Raw genomic sequence first — 19,456 nt, 5'->3', positions numbered from 1 at the left:
GGGCAATTTCATGCGTGTGCTCAGAGGGCTCTGTGCGGCGGTGATCGTCGCCGCGGGGCTCGTGGTCCCGGTCCAGGCGGCGTCCGCCGCCACCGGCACCGATCCGGTGTACGACTTCGCCGGCGCCGTCCGCGAGACCGTGTGGGTGGACATCGGGCGCGACGGGGACGGTGACGGCAAGCCGGACCGCGTCGCCGCCGACATCGTGCGCCCGAAGGAACCCACCGCGCAGGGCACGAAGATCCCCGTGATCATGGACGCGAGCCCGTACTACTCGTCGGTCGGGCGCGGCAACGAGAGCGAGTTCAAGACCTACGACGCGCAGGGCCGCCCGGTGGGTTTCCCGCTGTACTACGACAACTACTTCGTGCCGCGCGGGTACGCGGTCGTGCTCGTGGACCTGGCGGGCACCAACCGCTCCACCGGCTGCGTCGACGTCGGCGGGACTTCCGACGTCCAGTCCGCGAAGACGGTGATCGACTGGCTCAACGGGCGCGCCACCGGTTACAGCGCGAAGTCCGGCGGCAGCAAGGTCACCGCCGACTGGACCAACGGCAGCGTCGGCATGATCGGCAAGTCCTACGACGGCACGATCGCCAACGGCGTGGCCGCCACGGGCGTCGACGGGCTGAAGACGATCGTGCCGATTTCCGGGATCAGCTCCTGGTACGACTACTACCGGTCCGACGGCGCGTCGTTCGGCTTCGACCCGGACGGGCTCGCGCAGACCGTGGAGGCCCGCAACGGCGGGCAGGACTGCTCGGCGGAGAACAGCAAGCTCGCGCAGGGCGCCACCGCGAACGGGGACTACGGCCCGCTCTGGGCCGAGCGCGACTACGTGAAGCAGGCGAAGAACGTGAAGGCCAGCGTCTTCGTCTCGCACGGCGTGAACGACCTGAACGTCAAGACCATCAACTTCGGCCAGTGGTGGGACGCGCTCGCGGCCAACGGCGTGCAGCGCAAGATCTGGCTGGCGCAGACCGGGCACGTCGACCCGTTCGACTATCGGCGCGCGGAGTGGGTGGACACGCTGCACCAGTGGTTCGACCACTACCTGATGGGCATCGACAACGGCATCGAGAAGCAGCCGATGGCCACCGTCGAGCGCCAGCCGGACCAGTGGGCCGACCAGTCCTCGTACCCGGCGGCCGGGGCCGCGGCGACGACGCTGCGGCCGCACTCGGGCAGCACGGCGGGTGTGGGCACGCTGAGCACGTCCGCGAGCTCGGGCACCGCGTCGTTCACCGACAACCTCAAGGGCAGCGAAAACGCGTGGGCGGCCGGCCCCGCGGCCACATCGGCGAACCGCGTGCTCTACAGCACCGGCACGCTCTCGGCGCCGTTGCAGGTCTCGGGCACGTCGTCGATCACCGTCACGGCCACGCCGAGCACGTCGTCGGCGCGCCTGTCGGCGATGCTCGTGGACTACGGCTCCGCCACCATCCGCAACTACGCGGGTGCCGGCGAGGGCATCAAGACCGGCAGCAACGAGACGTGCTGGGGCTCGAACGCGCCCGGTGACGACGCTTGTTACAAGGTGACCAGCGCCGACACCACGAACGTCGGCTACACCGTGATCAGCCGCGGCTGGGCGGACCTGGCGAACTACCAGTCGCTGAGCCAGGAGCAGCCGCTGACGCCGGGCAAGCCGTACACGATGACGTTCCGGCTGGCGAGCACCGACCACGTGGTGCCGCAGGGGCACTCGCTGGCGCTGATCATCGGCGGTACCGACACCGATGAGATCACCGGCCCGGCGAAGGGGCCGAAGCTGACGCTCGACCTCGCGAAGACGGCGGTGCAGGTGCCGCTGGTGGGCACCGTGCCCGCTGCCCCGCGAACGGCACCGGCACCCGCCGGTCCGCTCGCGCACATCGACGGCCGCGCACCGCTCGACCTCCGCTGACCCGGTCGGCCGCTATCCCTGAAGGCCACCATGAGGGTCCGAAATGCCCTCATGGTGGCCTTCAGGGCGTCAGTTGGTCGTCACCGGGGCGGTCTTGGCGGCCGCCTTCTTCCGTTGCAGCGCTTTGGCCACGGGCTCGACGATCCGGGCCGCGGTCGGGCCGAGGATCGCCATCAGCAGCACGTACGCCGTGGCCAGTGCGGCGAGTTCGCCGTCGACCGCGCCCGCCGTCACGGCGAGCCCGGCGATGACGATCGAGAACTCGCCCCTGGCCACCAGCGCGGCCCCGGCCCGGGACCGGCCGAGCTTCCCGATGCCCTGTCTTCGCGCGGCCCACCAGCCGGTGGCGACCTTCGTCAGCGTCGTCACCACGGCGAGCACCACGGCCCAGCCGAGCACCGGCGGGATCGACGCCGGGTTCGTGTTCAGGCCGAACACCACGAAGAACACCGCGGCGAACAGGTCCCGCAGCGGCTCGAGCAGCCGGGTCGCGTTGTGCGCCGTCGACCCGGAGACCGCGATGCCGAGCAGGAACGCGCCGACCGCCGCCGAGACCTGCATCGCCGAGGCGAGGCCGGCCACGAGCAGGGCCGCGCCGAGGATCTTGAGCAGGAACACCTCGCGGTCGTCGCTGTCCACGAGCGCGGAGACGTACCGGCCGAACTTCAGCGCGATCACCAGCACCACGGTGATCACCAGCAGCGAGATGCCGACCGCCTCCAGCCCGCCGAAGAAGCTCACCCCGCCCAGGATCGCGGTGAGGATCGGCAGGTAGAGCGCCATCACCAGGTCCTCGAACACGAGGATGGAGAGCACCACCGGCGTCTCGCGGTTACCGAGCCGGCCGAGGTCGCCCAGCACCTTCGCGATGATCCCGGACGAGGAGATGTAGGTGACGCCGCCCATCACGATCGCGCCGATCGGGCCCCAGCCCAGCAGCAGCGCCACCGCCGCGCCGGGCGCCGCGTTCAGCACGATGTCGAGCAGGCCCGCCATCCACGAGCTGCGCAGGCCGGTGAACAGCTCGGCCGCCGAGTACTCCAGCCCCAGCAGCAAAAGCAGCAGCACCACGCCGATCTCGCTGGCCAGGTGGGTGAAGTCGCCGATGTCGGTGAGCGGGATCAGCCCGCCGGAGCCGAAGCACAGGCCGCCGATCAGGTAGAGCGGGATAGGGGAGAGGCCGATCCGGCCGGCGAGCCGGCCGAGCACGCCGAGGCCGAAGAAGACCGCTCCGAGTTCGATCAAGGACAGTGCGGTGTGATCCATCAGCCGTGCTTGAGGATCTTGGCGGCGGCTTCCAGTCCTTCGGAAGTCCCGACCGCGACCAGCAGGTCGCCCGCGGTGAACGTGAAGTCCGGGGTCGGCGACGGGTGCACCTGGCCCGCCCGCATCACCGCGACCACCGAAACGCTGGTGCGCGTGCGCATCGCCGTGTCACCGAGCGTCCGGCCGTCGAACGGGCTGGTCGAGGTGATCGGCAGCTGCTTGGTGTTGATCCCCGGCAGCTCGCGGTGCTCCTCGTTGAGCTGCGCGACCAGCTGCGGCGCGCCCAGCAGGTTGGCCAGCGCGCCCGCCTCGTCGGGGGTCAGCGGCAGCGAGGCGAGGCAGGCGTCCGGGTCGTCGGACTTCGAGACGATCAGCTCGATCTGGCCGTCCCGCTGGGTCACGACGCCGATGCGGCGGCCGTTACGGGTGGCGAAGTCCTTACGGACACCGATTCCGGGCAGAGGGGTGACTTCGACGTTCACCCTGTCACGGTAACCCATTGTCCGTTTCGCACGGCTCAGCCGAGCACGAGCAGCAACGTGGTCACGACCATCACGGCGGCCGTGAGCCCGTGGACGCCGAACGCCACGGCGCGGCTTCCCTTGTGGCGCAAGATGATCAGCATGTCGCCGACGGGGATGAACGCCTCGGCGAGCAGGACCCAGCCGACCACGTGCGGCCCGCCCGCCAGCATGGCCGCGCCCACCACGAGGCCGGTCCCGATGTCCCGGACGCCCTTGATCTGGAAGAACGCCGTGGTGCCGGTGGGGATCGTGGCCAGGCCGAAGCCCTTCGCGGTCTTCTCCGGGGCGAACAGGTAGCTGAGGCCGACGTAGATGATCCCGATCCCGACGAGGCCGGCGAGGACGTAGGCGGTGACGAGCATGGTGGTTCCTCCAAGGATCTAGCGTTGCTAGGAATGCTGTCGACGCTAACTTAGCGCCGCTAGTTTGTCTAGCAGTGCTAGAATCCGGTCATGAACCAGCGACTGCGCCGGGAGCGCGACCGGTCGGAACGGGAGCAGCGGATCGTCACCGCCGCCCGTGAGCTCGCCGAGGCGGAAGGCTGGGGCGCCGTCACCACGCGACGGCTGGCGGCGCTGATCGAATACAGCCAGCCCGTGCTGTACAGCCATTTCGCGGGCAAGGACGCGATCATGTCGGCCGCGGTGCTGGAAGGCTGCGCCGAGTTCGCCGAGCACGTGGGCAAGGTCGGTGACGGCGGCATTCGCGGGGTCGCCGAGGCGTACGTCGCCTTCGCGGACGAGAAGCCCGCCCTCTACGACGCGATGTTCACGCTGGCGTCCGACCTGCCCTTCGCCACCGAAGACGCGCCACCAGCCCTGCGCGCGGCGTTCGCCGCGATGCAGGCGGTCATCGAGCCGGTCGCGGACGGCCAGGACCCGGGGGCCCTGACCGAGACGTTCTGGGCCGCGCTGCACGGCTTGGTCACCCTCGGCCGCGGCGGCCGCCTGAGCCCCGGGCACCGCGCCGAACGGCTGGCGCTGCTGGTGGCCCGCTTCGGCGGGTGAGCCGCCTGACCGGCCGGGACGGGCGGCGGGCAGAATGTAACGCGAGAAGACGGTGAGCAGGACGACGCGAGGAGAGTATCGGTGACGGGAGCCCTACGTGGTGTGGTGGCGCTGGACGGCCCGTCGGGAACCGGCAAGACCACGGTCGCGCGCAAGCTCGCCGCCCGGCTCGGCGCGGGTTACCTCGACACCGGCGCGATGTACCGCATCGTGACGCTCGCGGTGCTGCGCGCCGGCGACGACCCGGCCGACTCCGACGCCGTGGGCCACCGCGCGCACGACGCCGACTTCACCATCGGCACCACCCCGGACCGGCCGGAGCTGCGGCTGGCCGGCGAGGACGTCTCCGCCGACATCCGCGGCCCCGAGGTCACGCAGGCGGTTTCGGCCGTTTCGGCGGTGCCGCAGGTGCGGGAGCTGCTCGTGTCACGCCAGCGCCGGATCATCGCCGACGTGCTGGCCGAGACCGGCGGCATCGTGGTGGAGGGCCGGGACATCGGCACGGTCGTCGCGCCCGAGTCGCCGCTGAAGGTCTACCTCACCGCCTCCGCCGACGTCCGCGCCGCGCGCCGCAGCGGCCAGGACAGCGCCGCCGGTCGGCAGTCCTCGGTCGAGGCCGCGCGCGAGTCCGTGGAGCGCCGCGACCACCTCGACTCGACGCGCGCGACGTCGCCGCTGCGCGCGGCCGAGGACGCGGTGCCGGTCGACACCTCGGAGCTGAGCATCGACCAGGTGATCGTGGCGCTGTCCGAGCTCGCCTGCCGTCGCGGCCTGCTCGACGGCTGCGACGCCGAAGCCGGCAGTGCCATCGGAACAACCGAAGCCGCCGGGGCCGCCGAGGTCAACGGGGCCGAGGTCGCGCGGTGACCGGTAGCGCTCTCCCCGAGGGCGCGATCGGCCTCCTGCACGACGCGGGCCGGGTCTTCGCCCGGTACCATCTGCGGTCGGCGTTCCGGATCCGCGTGCACGGCCGTGAGCGGATGCCCGCCACCGGGCCGGTGGTGGTGGTCGCCAACCACAGCTCCATGATCGAGCCGCAGCTGATCTTCGGAATGCTGCCGCGGCGTTCGGCGTTCCTGGTCAAGGACGAGATGTTCAAGGGCGCCGCCGGGCGGTTCCTGCGGGCGATCGGCCAGATCCCGGTCAAGCGCGGCGAGATCGACCGCAAGCCGCTGATGACCGCGGTCGGCGTGCTGAAGGCGGGCGGCGTCGTCGGGATCTTCCCCGAGGGCACGCGCGGGTCCGGTGACGTGGGCGTGGCCGAGCGCGGCGCCGCGTGGCTGGTGCGCTCGGGGGGTGCGACGGTGCTGCCGGTCGCCACCCGCGGGACGCTGAAGCCCGCGGACGGCAAGCGGCGCTGGCGCCCGCGCGTGGACATCCTCGTGGGGGAGCCGTTCACGCCGAAGGTGGGGCCCGGCCGGACGGGGCTCGACCAGGGCACCGAGGAGCTCCGCGGGGAGCTCGCGGCGCTCGTGAAGACTTTGGACGATTGGCGGGCCGAGAACCGAATCGGCTCGCCGTAGGTGAAGTGGGAAACGATGACAGGCTTTGAACCCGCCTCGGCGGAAGCGGAACTCGACGGCGTCGGCGAGGTCGACGGCACGTGGTCCGACGAGACCGAGTTCGCCGCGCTCGACGCGCAGATCGAGGCGGGCGAGGCGGCCGACGAGGCGAACCTCGCCCAGCCGGTGCTCGCCGTGGTGGGCCGCCCCAACGTGGGCAAGTCCACTTTGGTCAACCGGATCCTCGGCCGCCGCGAAGCCGTGGTGCAGGACGTGCCCGGGGTGACGCGCGACCGGGTCGCGTACGACGCGTACTGGGGCGGGCGCCGCTTCACGCTCCTCGACACCGGCGGCTGGGAGCCCGACGCCACCGGCCTGCAGGCCGCGGTGGCCGAACAGGCCGAGCTGGCGATGGCGGCCGCCGACGCGGTGCTGCTCGTGATCGACGCCTCGGTGGGCGCCACGACCACCGACGAGGCCGTCTCGCGGGTGCTGCGGCGCTCGAAGAAACCGGTGCTGCTGGCCGCGAACAAGGTCGACGACGACCGGCTGCTGTCCGACACCGCGTCGCTGTGGTCGCTGGGCCTCGGCGAGCCGCACCCGGTCAGCGCGCTGCACGGGCGCAGCTCGGGCGACCTGCTCGACGCGATCGTGAAGGCCCTGCCCTCGGCCCCGCGCGAGGGCGAGCGGGCCACCGCCGGGCCCCGGCGCGTGGCGCTGGTGGGCAAGCCGAACGTCGGCAAGTCCAGCCTGCTCAACAAGCTCTCCGGCGAGCAGCGCTCGGTGGTCGACTCGGTCGCCGGCACCACCGTCGACCCGGTCGACTCGCTGGTCGAGCTGGACGGCGAGACCTGGCGGTTCGTCGACACCGCCGGCCTGCGCAAGCGGGTCAACTCCGCCAACGGCGCCGAGTACTACGCCTCGCTGCGCACCAAGACGGCGATCGACGCGGCCGAGGTCGCGATCGTGATGCTGGACGCCGCCGAGCCACTGTCCGAACAGGACCTGCGCGTGCTCACCATGGTGGTCGAGGCCGGCCGCGCGTGCGTGCTGGCGTTCAACAAGTGGGACCTGGTGGACGAGGACCGCCGCCACGCCATGGTGCGCGAGCTCGACCGCGGCCTGGTGCGGGTGCCGTGGGCGGAGAAGGTCAACATCTCCGCGCTCACCGGGCGCTCGGTGCGCAAGCTCGCGCCGGCGCTGCGGACCTCGCTCAAGTCGTGGGACCAGCGGGTGCCGACCGGCCAGCTGAACGGCTGGCTGGCCGACCTCATCGCCGCGACCCCGCCGCCGGTGCGCAGTGGCAAGCAGCCGAAGGTGCTCTTCGCGACGCAGGCCGGCATCCGGCCGCCGACGCTGGTGCTGTTCACCACGGGCTTCCTCGAGGCCGGGTACCGCCGGTTCATCGAGCGCAAGTTCCGTGAGCGGTTCGGCTTCGACGGCAGCCCCGTCCGGGTGAACGTGCGCGTCCGCGAGAAGAAGGCGCGCCCGAAGGCCGGCGGCAAGGCCTCCAAGAACCGCTGAGATTTTCACCGGTCCGCCGGGGTGCCCAGGCGCCCCGGCGGACCTGCTTTGCCTGGTCAGGGGCCGGTGATGTCCGACACTCAACCGTGACCCTTGCGCTACCTGGGCTTCATGTTGCCGTAGGGTGGATGGCCTGCACCCGGGCGCCTCATTCGGAGAGCCAGCCCGAATGAAGCTCGCGGAAGGTGAGTGATGGGCTTGCGCGCCCTCGATCCGATGCTGCACGTCTCCCGTTCGAAACGGGTCCCCGTTCGACCGGCCGGGGCCACGCTGTGACCTTGACTGCCGACCACGACAGCGCTTTCGCCGCTGTCGCGGAGTTCCCGCTCGCGTTCGTCGCCCCGCCCGCCCTGTTCCGCTCCGGGCCCGGCGCCGTCGAGCGCACCCTGCTCGACGTGCTGGCCGCCACGGCCGCGGAGCACCCCAACGCCCCCGCCGTCGACGACGGCACCACCACGCTGACCTACCGCAGGCTGCTCGAAGAGGTCGACGTCTACGCCGGCCGCCTGCGCGGGCACGGCGTCGGCCTGGGCGACCGGGTCGGCATCCGCGTCTCGTCGGGCACCGCCGAGCTGTACGTCGCGATCCTCGCCACCCTGTCCGTCGGCGCCGCCTATGTGCCGGTCGACGCGGACGACCCCGAGGAACGCGCCGCGCTGGTCTTCGGCGAGGCGGGCGTCGCCGCCGTCGCGACCGACGGCGTCATCACCGTGCACGGCACCCCAGGCGGGTGTGACGGGCGGCCGGGACCGGCCGACGACGCCTGGATCATCTTCACCTCCGGCTCCACCGGCAAGCCCAAGGGCGTCGCGGTCACGCACGCCTCGGCCGCGGCTTTCGTCGACGCCGAGGCGCAGCTGTTCCTCGCCGACGAGCCGATCGGCCCCGGCGACCGCGTGCTCGCGGGCCTGAGCGTCGCGTTCGACGCCTCCTGCGAGGAGATGTGGCTCGCGTGGCGGCACGGCGCCTGCCTGGTGCCCGCCCCGCGCGCGCTCGTCCGCACCGGCGTGGACCTCGGCCCGTGGCTGGTCGCGCAGGGCATCACCGTCGTGTCCACCGTGCCGACGCTGGCCGCGCTGTGGCCCGCCGACGCGCTGGAGGACGTCCGCCTGCTCATCTTCGGCGGCGAGGCCTGCCCGCCGGAGCTGGCCGAGCGCGTGGCCGTCGAGGGCCGCGAGGTGTGGAACACCTACGGCCCCACCGAGGCCACCGTCGTCGCCTGCGCCGCGCAGATGACCGGCGAGGGCCCCGTGCGCATCGGCCTGCCGCTGGCCGGCTGGCAGCTCGCCGTGGTCAACGACGAGGGCGAGCCGGTCGCCATGGGCGAGACCGGTGAGCTGGTCATCGGCGGCGTCGGCCTGGCCCGGTACCTCGACGCGGCCAAGGACGCGGAGAAGTTCGCGCCGCTGCCGTCGCTCGGCTGGTCGCGCGCCTACCGCAGCGGTGACATGGTCCGCGCCGAGTCCGAGGGCCTGCTGTTCCTCGGCCGGCTCGACGAGCAGGTGAAGCTCGGCGGCCGCCGGATCGAGCTGGGCGAGGTCGACTCCGCGCTGCAGTCGCTGCCCGGCGTCCAGGGCGCGGCCGCCGCGGTCCGCCGGACCAAGGCGGGCAACCAGGTCCTGGTCGGCTACGTCGTCCCGGCCGCCGGCACCGAGCTGGACCTCGACGACGCCGCGACGCGGCTGCGCGGGCAGCTGCCCGCCGCGCTGGTGCCGCTGCTGGCCGTGGTCGAGGACCTGCCGACCCGGACCTCCGGCAAGGTGGACCGCGCCGCACTGCCGTGGCCGCTGTCCACTGTGGACGCCGGCGCGGCCGGGCTGTCCGCCACCGAGGCGTGGCTGGCCGAGGGCTGGGCCGAGATCCTCGGAGTCACCGCGGCGAGCCCGAAGGCCGACTTCTTCACCCACGGCGGCGGCAGCCTGACCGCCGCGCAGCTCATCGCGCGCATCCGCACCCGCCACCCCGAGGTGTCGGTCAACGACATCTACCAGTACCCGAAGCTCGGCGCGCTGGCGACGCACCTCGACGCGCTGAGCGGCCAGGAGACCGAGCGGCGCGAGATCGCGCCGACCCCGCGCCGCGCCGGGGTGATCCAGACGCTGCTGATGATCCCGCTGATGGGGCTGGCCGGGCTGCGCTGGGCGAGCCTGGCCGCCGCGGCGTCGAACGTGCTGGCGTTGTCCGGCTTCGGCTGGGCGCCGACGCTGAACTGGGCCTGGCTCGTGCTCGCGTGGCTGGTGCTGTTCAGCCCGGCCGGGCGCATCGCGATCGCCGCGGGCGGGGCCAGGATGCTGCTCTCCGGCGTCCGCCCCGGCAGCTACCCGCGGGGCGGCAGTGTCCACTTGCGACTGTGGACGGCCGAGAAGCTCGCCGAGTTCAGCGGCGCGGACAGCGTCGCGGGCGCGTCGTGGATGACCACGTACGCCAAGGCACTCGGCGCGCGCATCTCGCGTGACGTCGACCTGCACTCGCCGCCGCCGGTCACCGGCTTCCTCAAGCTGGGCCGCGGCGCCGCCATCGAGCCCGAGGTCGACCTGTCCGGCCACTGGGTCGACGGCGACCTGGTGCACATCGGCAAGATCCGGATCGGCGCGGAGGCGCGGATCGGCGCGCGCAGCACGCTGTTCCCCGGCGCCCGCGTCGGCAAGGGCGCGGAGATCGCGGCCGGGTCGACCGTCCGCGGCGCCGTGCCCGGCGGCCAGCACTGGGCGGGCTCGCCCGCGGCGCGGACCACGAAGGACGCGCTGAAGTGGCCGTCGAGCCGCCCGCCGCGCTCCCGTTTCTGGTCGTCCGTCTACGGCGTCAGCTCGTTCGTGCTCGGCGTGCTGCCGGGGATCGCCGCCCTGCCGGGTGTCGCGGTGCTCGGTTACGCCATCGCGGGCACGACGACCCCGGGCGCCGCGCTGGCGCAGGCGCTGGTGTTCGTCCCGGTCGCCACGATCGCGTACTTCCTCGCCTACGCGCTGCTCGTGCTGGCCGGCGTCCGCGCGCTGGGCATCGGCCTGGTCGAGGGCTACCACCCCGTGCACGGCCGCCTGGCCTGGCAGGTCTGGGCCACCGAGCGGCTGATGGGCATGGCCCGCGAGGGGCTGTTCCCCTTGTACGCCAGCCTGTTCACGCCGGTGTGGCTGCGCCTGCTCGGCGCCAAGGTGGGCCGCAACGTCGAGGCGTCCACCGTGCTCGCGCTGCCGAAGATGACCAAAGTGGACAGTGGCGCGTTCCTGGCCGACGACACCATGGTCGCGACCTACGAGCTGGGCCACGGCTGGCTGCACGTGGCCCCCGCGCGGATCGGCAAGCAGGCCTTCCTCGGCAACTCCGGGATGACCGCGCCGGGCCGTTCGGTGCCGAAGCGCGGCCTGGTGGGCGTGCTGTCCTCGACGCCGCTGAAGGCGAAGAAGGGCTCGTCGTACCTCGGCATGCCGCCGCTGCCCGTCCGCCGGGCCGTCGGTGATTCCGACACCAGCCGCACGTACACGCCGGCGCTGCACCTCAAGGCGGCGCGCGCGTTCGTGGAGCTGTGCCGGATCGTGCCGGTGATGTGCGCGGTCGCGCTGACCGTCGGCGTCGCCACCGGGCTGATGGCGCTCGCTTCGGTGTTCGGCTTCGCGGTCGCCGCGCTGCTCGCGGGCCCGCTGCTGCTGGTGGCCGGGATCGTCGCCGCGCTCACCGCGACGATGATGAAGTGGCTGCTGGTCGGGAAGTTCCGCGCGATCGAGCACCCGTTGTGGAGTTCCTTCGTCTGGCGCAACGAGCTGGCCGACACCTTCGTCGAGGCGCTCGCGGTGCCGTGGCTGATCGGGTCCGTCGGCGGCACGCCGCTGCTGCCCGCGTGGCTGCGCACGATGGGCGTGAAGATCGGCCGCGGGGTGTGGCTGGAGACGTACTGGCTGCCGGAGTCGGACCTGGTCCGCCTCGGCGACGGCGCGACGATCAACCGTGGCTGCGTGGTGCAGACGCACCTGTTCCACGACCGGATCATGAGCATGTCGCCGGTGACGCTGGACGAGGGCGCCACGCTCGGCCCGCACGGCATCGTGCTGCCGGGCGCAAGCATCGGCGCGCGCACCACCGTCGGCCCGGGCTCGCTGGTGACCCGCGGCGACGCGGTGCCGGCGGACGGCCGCTGGCTCGGCAACCCGATCTCGGCCTGGCGACGGTGAGCGCGCGAGCGTTGCGGCCGGGGCCGATCCGCGCGATGCTGGCGTTACCAATCCGACCGGAAGCAGGCGGATACGGGCTGCAGCCGATCTGCTTGCCGGAACCCGTTTCCGCCGTGGCTGTAGTCGGATTAGCAACGAACTGCACAGTAGACGATCACGTCCGGGAAAGCGGGGTTCTGCGCGGGTGAGTTCGAAGCCAGCCACCCCCGCTCCCGGCGCGGAGACCTCAAGCGACTCCTACATCCCGGCCCACGGCAACGGCGGTTACCGGGTCCGGCACTACGACCTGGACCTCGACTACCGCATCGGGCCCAACCGGCTGACCGGCACCGCGGTGCTCACCTGCGTCGCCACGCAGGCGCTTTCGCGGCTCTCGCTCGACTTCGGCGAGTTCCGCGTCTCGCGAGTGCTGGTGGACGGCAAGCCGGCCAAGTTCGCCCGGCGCGGGCTGAAGCTGCAGGTCCGGCCGTCGAAGTCGGTACCGGTGGACACGGAGTTCCGGGTCGAGGTGCGCTACGTCGGCAACCCGACGCCGGTGGCGAGCCGGTGGGGTGACATCGGCTGGGACGAGCTGACCGACGGCGCGCTGGTGGCCAGCCAGCCGGTGGGCGCGCCGTCGTGGTTCCCGTGCAACGACCAGCCGTCGGACAAGGCCGCCTACCGGGTCGCGGTGAGCACGTCTTCGCCGTACCTGGTCGCGGTGACCGGCGACCTCGTGTCGCGCTACAACGCGGCGAGCACCACGAAGTGGGTGTACGAGCGCAAGGAGCCGACGGCCGCGTACCTGATGAGCGTCCAGATCGGCCGGTACGACGACGTCGAGCTGGTCGCGGGCCCGGACGCCGGCTGGTTCGCGCACTCGCAGGTGCGGGCCTTCATCGGCTTCGGCAAGAACAAGACGCCGGTGCCGGTGGTGCCGCAGCGCGCCGCCGTGCCGCCGCGGCTGCGCCGGCAGTTCGCCCGCGACTTCGGCCGCCAGGACCGGATGATGGAGACGCTGCAGCGGATCTTCGGCCCCTACCCGTTCGGCGAGTACGTCGTGGTGGTCACCGACGACGACCTGGACGACCCGATCGAAGCCCAGGGCATGGCGATCTTCGGTGCCAACCACGTCGACGGACGGCGCACGCACGAACGGCTCGTCGTGCACGAGCTGGCCCACCAGTGGTTCGGCAACAGCCTGACCGTGGCGGACTGGCGCCACATCTGGCTCAACGAGGGCTTCGCGACCTACGCCGAATGGCTGTGGTCCGAGGAGTCCGGCGGCGAGCCGGCGCGCTCGCTGGCGCGCACGTGGCACACCCGCCTGAAGGCCAAGCCGGGCGACGTGCGCATCAGCGACCCCGGCGTGTCCCGCATGTTCGACGAGCGCGTGTACAAGCGCGGCGGCCTCACCCTGCACGCCCTGCGCGCGGAAATCGGCGACCCGGCGTTTTTCGCGCTGGTCAAGGCGTGGGCGGTGGAACACCGGCACGGCACCGTGACGACGGAGGCTTTTGTGGCTCTCGCGGAGTCGTACGCGGGCCGCTCGTTGAGCGCGTTCTTCACCACTTGGCTCGACACTCCGGCTCTGCCGCCGCTGCCCTGAGCCGGCCGCGGGCGCGGGGTGCAGAATGACCGCACCGAGGCGAGGAGAGTGCCCGATGACGTGGCCGGAGCAACCGGGGGACCAGCCAGGCGCGCAGCCACCGCGCGAACCGGCGGCGGGCGGGGTTTCCGGTGGAGTGCCGCCGGTGTCGCCGGGGCCGGGGGCTGGGCCGGGTTGGCAGCAGCCGTCGTCGCCGGGGACCGGGGCGGAGTGGCAGCAGCCAGCGCCCGGGAGTGCTGCGGGTTGGCAGCAGCCGTCGCCGGGAAGCACGCAGGGTTGGCAGCAGCCGGAAGGTGGGCCGGGCTGGCAGCAGCCGGGGGCTCCGGGAGCCGGGGCCGGTTGGCAGCAACAGCAGCCGGGGGCCGCGCCGAACTGGCAGCCGCCGCAGCCTCCGTCTCGCAAGGGCACCGGTCTGGTCATCGGTGTGGCGGCCGTGGTCGTGGTGCTGGTGGCCGCGTTTGCCGTGACCGGGTTCGTCACGCCCGGGTTCCTGCTGTCGTCGCAGAGTGTGAGCGGGAGCGGGCGGGCCGTGGACGGCGGCGGGCCCGAGACGTCATCGCCGATGGAGCCGCCGCCGGGAAGCGGGCCGCCGACCGGGAACATCACCATCCCGACCGCCCGTACCCCCGAGCCGCACCGGACGACACCGCTGCCGGACCCGTCGACCTGTAGTTTCCCCGCCGACCCGAGTGGGCCCGGCGCGAAACCGGCCACCCGGCCCGCGGACGGCCCGCAGCCGGCCAGTGGCACGGTCGGCGTCACGCTCCGCACTACGGCCGGCGACATCGTCCTGTCGCTCGACCGCGCGCTGGCGCCGTGCACCGTGGGGAGCTTCGTGAGCCTCGCGCAGCAGGGCTTCTACACCGGCACCAGCTGCCACCGGCTCGGCGTCACGGACCTGCAGATGCTGCAGTGCGGCGACCCGGCGGGCGACGGCACGGGCAGCGCCGGCTACACCGTGCCCGACGAGTTCTTCCCGGGCCTGGCCTACGGCCGCGGCCTGATCGCCCTCGCCAACACCGGTCAGCCGGGCTCGGGCGGCAGCCAGTTCTTCATGATGTTCGGCACCAACCCGCTCCCGCCGTCCTACACCGTGTTCGGCAGCATCTCCGACGCCGGCCTGACCGTGCTGGACAAGGTCGCCCGCGGCGGCGTCGCGAGCAGCGGCGCGTACGGTGACGACACCGGAAAGCCGCGTATCCCGGTCACTTTCAGCGCGGTCACCGTCGGCTGAACTGGCAGCACGCCCGGCTTCAGCTGCCCGCCCGGTCCAGTACGGAGCGCAACGCGGTCAGCAGCGCCGTGGCCGCCGCGGCCTCGGTGTCCACGGCCGGGTGCCGCCAGGCGATGTACCCGTCCGGGCGGACGAGGAGGGCGCCGGCTTCGTCGAGGGCGCTCACGCGGGTCCAGTCGCCGTAGGAGTCGCGGGCGCCGGGGGCGCCGATGGTCACCACGCGCAGGTCCAGGCCCAGCTCGGCCGCCGCCTTCGCCGCGGCGTCGGGCCAGGCGGCGCCGGACAGTCCGGTGAGGACAGTCCACCGGCCGCGGCCCACCAGGTCCAGAGTGGACACTCGACGTCCGCCGGCGTCGACCAGCCACACGTGCGGCAGCTTCGCGCCCGGCAACGTGGTGGGCCGGTGGAACAGCTCGGCGTCCTGTTCGCCGGAGGCATTCTCGCCGTCCGGCAGCACCGCGCCCGAGGCGTAACGCTGGTCCAGCTCCACGCCGTGCGCGTTGAACTCGTAGTGCTTCAGCTCGATCGCCTTCTCCAGCAACCGCCGACGCCGGGCGCCCTCGGCGTCGGGTGCGACGCAGGCGGCCAGGCCGTCGGTGATGCCGTCCGCGTCGGTGTCGCCGGTGATGCCGAGCGTCTCGAAGATCGGGCCGAACTGGTCGCGGCTCAGGTTCGCGCGGTCGACCACCTGCCGGCCGACGGGCGCGCGCTCGGCCGTGTAGCTGTCCAGCAGGCCTTCGCCGGCCTCGCCGCGCACGACCATGGCGAGCTTCCACGCCAGGTTGAACGCGTCCTGCACGGAGGTGTTGGAGCCGAGCCCGTTGGACGGCGGGTGCCGGTGCACCGCGTCGCCCGCGCAGAACACGCGGCCGCGGGCGTACTCGGTGGCGTAGTTGTGGTTGACCGTCCACAGTGAAGTCGAGGTGATCTCGACGGCCAGGCCCTCGTCGCCGACCAGGTCGCGCACCAGCCGCGTGGCCTCGGCGACGTCGACCTCCGGCGGCGGCCGCTCGATGTCGTAACCCCAGGTCAGCAGCCACTCGTGCCACGGCCGCACCATCCGGACCAGGCCCATGCCGATCCCGCCGAGGTGCGCCCCGGGCCGCATCACCCAGTACAGCACGCTCGGCCGGTGCGCGACGTAGCGGGAAAGGTCCGCGGTGAACGTGATGTTCATGCTCCCGGCCTTGCCCGTCCGGCCCGCGATCGGCAGGCCGGCCTGCTCGGCGACGCGGCTGCGCGCGCCGTCCGCGCCGATCAGGTACCGGGCCCGCAGCGTGAACTCGTCGCCGCGCACGCGGTCGCGCAGCCGGGCGGCGACCCCGTCGGCGTCCTGGGTGAAGTCCAGGAACTCCGTGTCCAGCCTCAGTTTCGCGCCGCGCGCGGCGGCGTTCGTGGCGAGGATCGGCTCCAGGTAGGTCTGCGGCAGGTCGATCAGGTGACACGGGCTGGCGGCGGTGTACTCCGCGGCCGACCGGTCGCCGGTGCCCCAGCTGGCGATCCGGCCGATCTCGGCGCCGGCCAGCGAGGTGCACAGCACCGTGTCGCCCATCAGCTCCGGCGGCGTGCCCTGCGCCAGCGCCTCGTCCTCAACGCCGAGGTCGCGCAGCACCTCCATCGCGCGCTGGTTGGTGATGTGCGCCCGGGGCGTGTTGGCGGTCCAGCCGTATTTGGTCGCGAGCACGGTGCGCACGCCGTAGGTGGCGAGCGCCAGCGCCGCGGTGCCGCCGGCGGGGCCGCTGCCGATCACGAGGACGTCGGTGTCGAAGTGCGTCATGGCGGTTCCCTGGTCAGCCGGCGGGGGAGATGCGGAAGGTGAAGTCGAGGCGCCGCCAGCCCCCGCTGGGCTCGCGGCCGTCGGGCGCGGGGCCCGACTGCTCGGCGAAGTCGACGATCAGCCCGTCCTTGACGCCGAAGACCGTGTCGGAGTCGAGGTAGTCGCCGCCGCGGACGAACAGCTGGGTGACCAGCGTCCGGAAGCCCGGCTTGGCGATCATGAAGTGCACGTGCGGCGCGCGGTACGGGTGCCGGCCCACGGCGTCGAGCATCTGCCCGACCGGGCCGTCGGCCGGGATCGGGTACGCCGAGGGCACGATCGTCCAGAAGCGCAGCCGCCCGCCGTCGTCGGTGCGGAAGCGGGCGCGCAGCACCGGGCCGTCGACGTCGGGCAGCTGGACGTCGTAGAAACCGTCCTCATTGGACTGCCAGACGTCCACCACCGCGCCGGCCACCGGGGTGTCGTCGAGGCCGGTGACCCGGACGTCGGTCCACAGTGGCGTGCCGGGAAGCCCGTCGGCGAGGTCGGCGCCCTGCTCGGTCTCCGGCGGCCCCTGCACGTAGAACGGGCCGAGGACGGCGGACGGCGTGGTGTCCGGCGTGCGCGAGTTGGTGAGCACGTCGACGACACTGGACACGCCGAGGGTGTCCGACAGCAGGATGAACTCCTGACGGGTATCGCTGGAGATCTGCCCGGTGCGCGTGAGGAAGCCGATCGCGTACTCCCACTCCTCCTGCGTGAGGTCGTTGCGCAGCACGTATGAGTGGAGCGTGCGCACCAGGTCCGAGAGCAGCCCGCGCAGCCGTGGGTCCGGTGTGGTGGCGAAGCTGTCGACGACCTGCCCGGTCAGCGCGCGCACGTCCGGCAGGCTCCCGGCCGCCGCGACCGGGCGCTCGCCCGCCCAAGCCTGGCGCAGCAGGTCCTCGATGCCGTCGCGGGTGACCTCGCGCGGATTCGGGTACGGCGCGGCGGTCGCCAGCTCCGCGGCCTTGGCCAGGTCGGCCTCGGCGAGGCCCAGCTCGGCCAGCGAGCGCGGCGCGGGCAGCCCGGCGATCAGGTCGTACACACCGGTCGCTGCGTCCGGCGCGCCCAGTGCTTCCGCGATCCGCCGCATGGCCTCCGGCGCCCCGGAAGCGTTGTACGCGATGGCATACGGCAGCACGACGGTGTGCGTTTCCGCGTGCGGCAGGCCGAAGCTGCCGCCGAGGGTGTGGCACAGCTTGTGGTGCAGCGACATCCCGACCGAGCCGAGGCAGGCGCCGGCCAGCCAGGCCGCGCGCTGGGCGTCCGTGCGGGCGTCCACATCGGACGGATCGGCGGCGATCCGCGGCAGGGCGCCGGCGAGCAGCCGGATCGCCTCCAGCGCGAACTGGTCGACGACCGGGTTGGCCTGCGGCGCGTACAGCGCCTCGACGGCGTGGGCCATGGCGTTGACCCCGCTGGTCATCGAGAGCGCCACGGGCAGGCCGAGGGTGAGGCCGACGTCGTAGAGCACCACCTCGGGCAGCACCTTCGGCGACGACTGCGTGGTCTTGCGGCCGTCGGCCGTCTCTCCGAGCACGGGCGTCATCTCGGAGCCGGAGTAAGTGGTCGGCACGATGAGCTGCGGCAGGTCCGTGCGCAGCGCGATCGCCTTCGCCAGCCCCGTCGCGGAGCCGCCGCCGAGCGCGACCACCCCGTCGACGTCGTGGTCCGCGACAACCTTGAGCGCTCGCTCGGTGACGTCGACGGGTGTGTGCATCGCGGCGTCGGGGAACTCGGCGGCCAGCAGCGGGCCGAGCGCCGCCGCGACCGGCTTCGCCCGCGAAGCGCTCGCCACCAGCAGGACCCGGCTCACGCCGAGGCGGCGGACCTCGTCGGGCAGGGTGGCCAGCGCGCCGCTGCCGAAGACGACCCGGGCCGGGTTGGCGGTGTAGCTGAACATCGATGGTCCTTCCACGCGGGGTGTGTCGAGTATCGGCGCGCCGCGCGGTGGTTTCCTGCACGATCCGGCCGTGCGGGCTGCACGAAACGCGCGGCTCAGCTTTCGCGGCGCAGGGCGGCGGGAGTGGTGCCGAGGTGGCTGCGCAGCACGCGCGTGAGGTGTTCCTGGTGCGAGAAACCGCAGCGGGCGGCGATGTCCGCGATCGGCTCGGTGCCGGTGCGCAGCAGCAGCCCGGCCTGTTCCACGCGCAGGCGCAGCAGGTACCGGTGCGGCGGCAGGCCGGTGCGGGCCTTGAACCGGCGCGCGAACCGGCTGACGCTGAGCCCGGTGGCGTCCGCGAGGTCGGCCAGCCCGAGCGGCTCGCCGAGCCGTTCGGCCATCAGCTCCCGCACCCGGGCGAACTGGTGGTCCGACAACGCGGCGGGTGCGGGCGGTTCAGCGGGCGGACGTTCGCTTCCGGCGCGGTGACGGCGGGCGAGCTGGGCGGCGACGAGCGCGCACAGCTGGTCGGCGTAGGTCCGGGCAGTGGGCTCCCATTCGCGGACCACGCCGTCGAGGGAGAGCACGAGCTGCTCCAGCAGCGGGTCGACGCTGCCCAGCTCCTCCGAAAGCCGGATCGGCGCGTCGGCGCCCGCGGCCTCCTGCACGGCGGTGTCGGCGACGTACACGTGCAGCGTGTCCAGCTCACCGCCCAGCTCCACGGACAGGTCGGTGCCCGAGGGCTGCAGGAACAGCTCACGCGCCTGCATCCGGCGGCTCAGCTCGGCCGGCGTGCCGGCCCGGCGGCGGACGGTGACGGGACCGGCGAGGTGCAGGATCAGCTGGTGCGTGCGGGCGGCGCCGAACTCGCCGCGGTACGGGTGCTCGTGCTGCTTGGAGAGGTAGACGTGCTCCCAGCCCAGTCCCGCGCTCGTGCGCTCGGGGCGCATCCAGGGCAGGTCGAGGATGCCGTTGGTGTCGGCCGGCCCGAGCTCGCCCACGCTGTCCTCCCTCGTCCTCGAGGTGTGCGGACCAGTGTAGGCGGCCCGGGCCCGGCTGCGG

14 protein-coding genes are annotated in these 19,456 nt (G+C 72.8%); 8 read left to right on the top strand and 6 right to left on the bottom strand.

Going from position 1 to position 19,456, the window contains the following annotated elements:
* Nucleotides 1-10: 10 nt before the first annotated feature.
* The gene (locus OG943_RS18175; RefSeq protein ID WP_328610972.1) at nucleotides 11-1,906 is read left to right on the top strand and encodes a Xaa-Pro dipeptidyl-peptidase; all 1,896 of its coding nucleotides are present in this window, start codon (nucleotides 11-13) and stop codon (nucleotides 1,904-1,906) included.
* Between the two features lie 69 nt (nucleotides 1,907-1,975).
* On the opposite strand, the gene OG943_RS18170 is transcribed toward OG943_RS18175, so the two are convergent.
* The 3 genes from OG943_RS18170 to OG943_RS18160 are packed head-to-tail and all read right to left on the bottom strand — an operon-like array spanning nucleotide 1,976 to nucleotide 4,058.
* Complete coding sequence (locus tag OG943_RS18170; protein ID WP_328610971.1) at nucleotides 1,976-3,172, bottom strand: cation:proton antiporter; 1,197 nt, start codon at nucleotides 3,170-3,172, stop codon at nucleotides 1,976-1,978.
* Nucleotides 3,172-3,654 carry a cation:proton antiporter regulatory subunit gene (locus OG943_RS18165; RefSeq protein WP_328610970.1) on the bottom strand — a complete coding sequence of 161 codons (483 nt, stop codon included), beginning with the start codon at nucleotides 3,652-3,654 and terminating at the stop codon, nucleotides 3,172-3,174. The genes OG943_RS18170 and OG943_RS18165 overlap by 1 nt, the downstream gene beginning before the upstream one ends.
* A 35-nt stretch (nucleotides 3,655-3,689) precedes the next feature.
* A complete protein-coding gene (locus tag OG943_RS18160; RefSeq protein ID WP_328610969.1) occupies nucleotides 3,690-4,058 on the bottom strand; it encodes a DUF4267 domain-containing protein in 369 nt (122 codons plus the stop codon).
* Nucleotides 4,059-4,148: 90 nt separating this feature from the next.
* Between OG943_RS18160 and OG943_RS18155 the strand changes: the two genes are divergently transcribed.
* The 7 genes from OG943_RS18155 (at nucleotide 4,149) to OG943_RS18125 (ending at nucleotide 14,714) form a co-directional block, all read left to right on the top strand.
* Nucleotides 4,149-4,703: a TetR/AcrR family transcriptional regulator gene (locus OG943_RS18155; RefSeq protein ID WP_328610968.1), complete on the top strand. Its 555-nt coding sequence runs from the start codon at nucleotides 4,149-4,151 to the stop codon at nucleotides 4,701-4,703.
* A gap of 102 nt (nucleotides 4,704-4,805) precedes the next feature.
* On the top strand, nucleotides 4,806-5,570 hold the full coding sequence (gene cmk, locus OG943_RS18150; RefSeq protein WP_328612089.1) for a (d)CMP kinase: 765 nt from the start codon (nucleotides 4,806-4,808) through the stop codon (nucleotides 5,568-5,570).
* Nucleotides 5,567-6,226, top strand: coding sequence for a lysophospholipid acyltransferase family protein (locus tag OG943_RS18145; protein WP_328610967.1), 660 nt, complete (start codon nucleotides 5,567-5,569; stop codon nucleotides 6,224-6,226). The genes cmk and OG943_RS18145 overlap by 4 nt, the downstream gene beginning before the upstream one ends.
* A 15-nt stretch (nucleotides 6,227-6,241) precedes the next feature.
* A complete protein-coding gene (gene der / locus OG943_RS18140; RefSeq protein ID WP_328610966.1) occupies nucleotides 6,242-7,729 on the top strand; it encodes a ribosome biogenesis GTPase Der in 1,488 nt (495 codons plus the stop codon).
* Nucleotides 7,730-8,001: 272 nt separating this feature from the next.
* Complete coding sequence (locus tag OG943_RS18135; protein ID WP_328610965.1) at nucleotides 8,002-11,892, top strand: Pls/PosA family non-ribosomal peptide synthetase; 3,891 nt, start codon at nucleotides 8,002-8,004, stop codon at nucleotides 11,890-11,892.
* Between the two features lie 184 nt (nucleotides 11,893-12,076).
* Nucleotides 12,077-13,480, top strand: a complete 1,404-nt coding sequence (locus OG943_RS18130; protein WP_328610964.1) for a M1 family metallopeptidase — start codon at nucleotides 12,077-12,079, stop codon at nucleotides 13,478-13,480.
* 424 nt (nucleotides 13,481-13,904) lie between these two features.
* Nucleotides 13,905-14,714, top strand: a complete 810-nt coding sequence (locus tag OG943_RS18125; RefSeq protein WP_328610963.1) for a peptidylprolyl isomerase — start codon at nucleotides 13,905-13,907, stop codon at nucleotides 14,712-14,714.
* A gap of 19 nt (nucleotides 14,715-14,733) precedes the next feature.
* Here OG943_RS18125 and OG943_RS18120 read toward each other — a convergent pair whose 3' ends face one another.
* The 3 genes from OG943_RS18120 to OG943_RS18110 form a co-directional block, all read right to left on the bottom strand.
* The gene (locus OG943_RS18120) at nucleotides 14,734-16,491 is read right to left on the bottom strand and encodes an FAD-dependent oxidoreductase (protein ID WP_328610962.1); all 1,758 of its coding nucleotides are present in this window, start codon (nucleotides 16,489-16,491) and stop codon (nucleotides 14,734-14,736) included.
* A 13-nt stretch (nucleotides 16,492-16,504) separates the two neighbouring features.
* Nucleotides 16,505-18,415 carry a maleylacetate reductase and hydroxyquinol 1,2-dioxygenase domain-containing protein gene (locus tag OG943_RS18115; protein ID WP_328610961.1) on the bottom strand — a complete coding sequence of 637 codons (1,911 nt, stop codon included), beginning with the start codon at nucleotides 18,413-18,415 and terminating at the stop codon, nucleotides 16,505-16,507.
* Between the two features lie 95 nt (nucleotides 18,416-18,510).
* Nucleotides 18,511-19,395 carry an AraC family transcriptional regulator gene (locus OG943_RS18110; RefSeq protein WP_328610960.1) on the bottom strand — a complete coding sequence of 295 codons (885 nt, stop codon included), beginning with the start codon at nucleotides 19,393-19,395 and terminating at the stop codon, nucleotides 18,511-18,513.
* Nucleotides 19,396-19,456 lie beyond the last annotated feature (61 nt).

The organism is Amycolatopsis sp. NBC_00345 (genome assembly GCF_036116635.1).
Lineage (GTDB): Bacteria > Actinomycetota > Actinomycetes > Mycobacteriales > Pseudonocardiaceae > Amycolatopsis.
Note: the sequence above shows the minus strand (reverse complement) of the source record. Positions and strands in the feature narration are given on the sequence as shown.

What these genes read in the sequence shown, in the direction of transcription:
- OG943_RS18155 (WP_328610968.1), top strand. Translation starts at nt 4,149, where the DNA reads ATGAACCAGCGACTGCGCCGGGAGCGCGACCGGTCGGAACGGGAGCAG.
- OG943_RS18160 (WP_328610969.1), bottom strand. Translation starts at nt 4,058, where the DNA reads ATGCTCGTCACCGCCTACGTCCTCGCCGGCCTCGTCGGGATCGGGATC.
- OG943_RS18175 (WP_328610972.1), top strand. Translation starts at nt 11, where the DNA reads ATGCGTGTGCTCAGAGGGCTCTGTGCGGCGGTGATCGTCGCCGCGGGG.
- OG943_RS18115 (WP_328610961.1), bottom strand. Translation starts at nt 18,415, where the DNA reads ATGTTCAGCTACACCGCCAACCCGGCCCGGGTCGTCTTCGGCAGCGGC.
- OG943_RS18120 (WP_328610962.1), bottom strand. Translation starts at nt 16,491, where the DNA reads ATGACGCACTTCGACACCGACGTCCTCGTGATCGGCAGCGGCCCCGCC.
- OG943_RS18170 (WP_328610971.1), bottom strand. Translation starts at nt 3,172, where the DNA reads ATGGATCACACCGCACTGTCCTTGATCGAACTCGGAGCGGTCTTCTTC.
- der (WP_328610966.1), top strand. Translation starts at nt 6,242, where the DNA reads ATGACAGGCTTTGAACCCGCCTCGGCGGAAGCGGAACTCGACGGCGTC.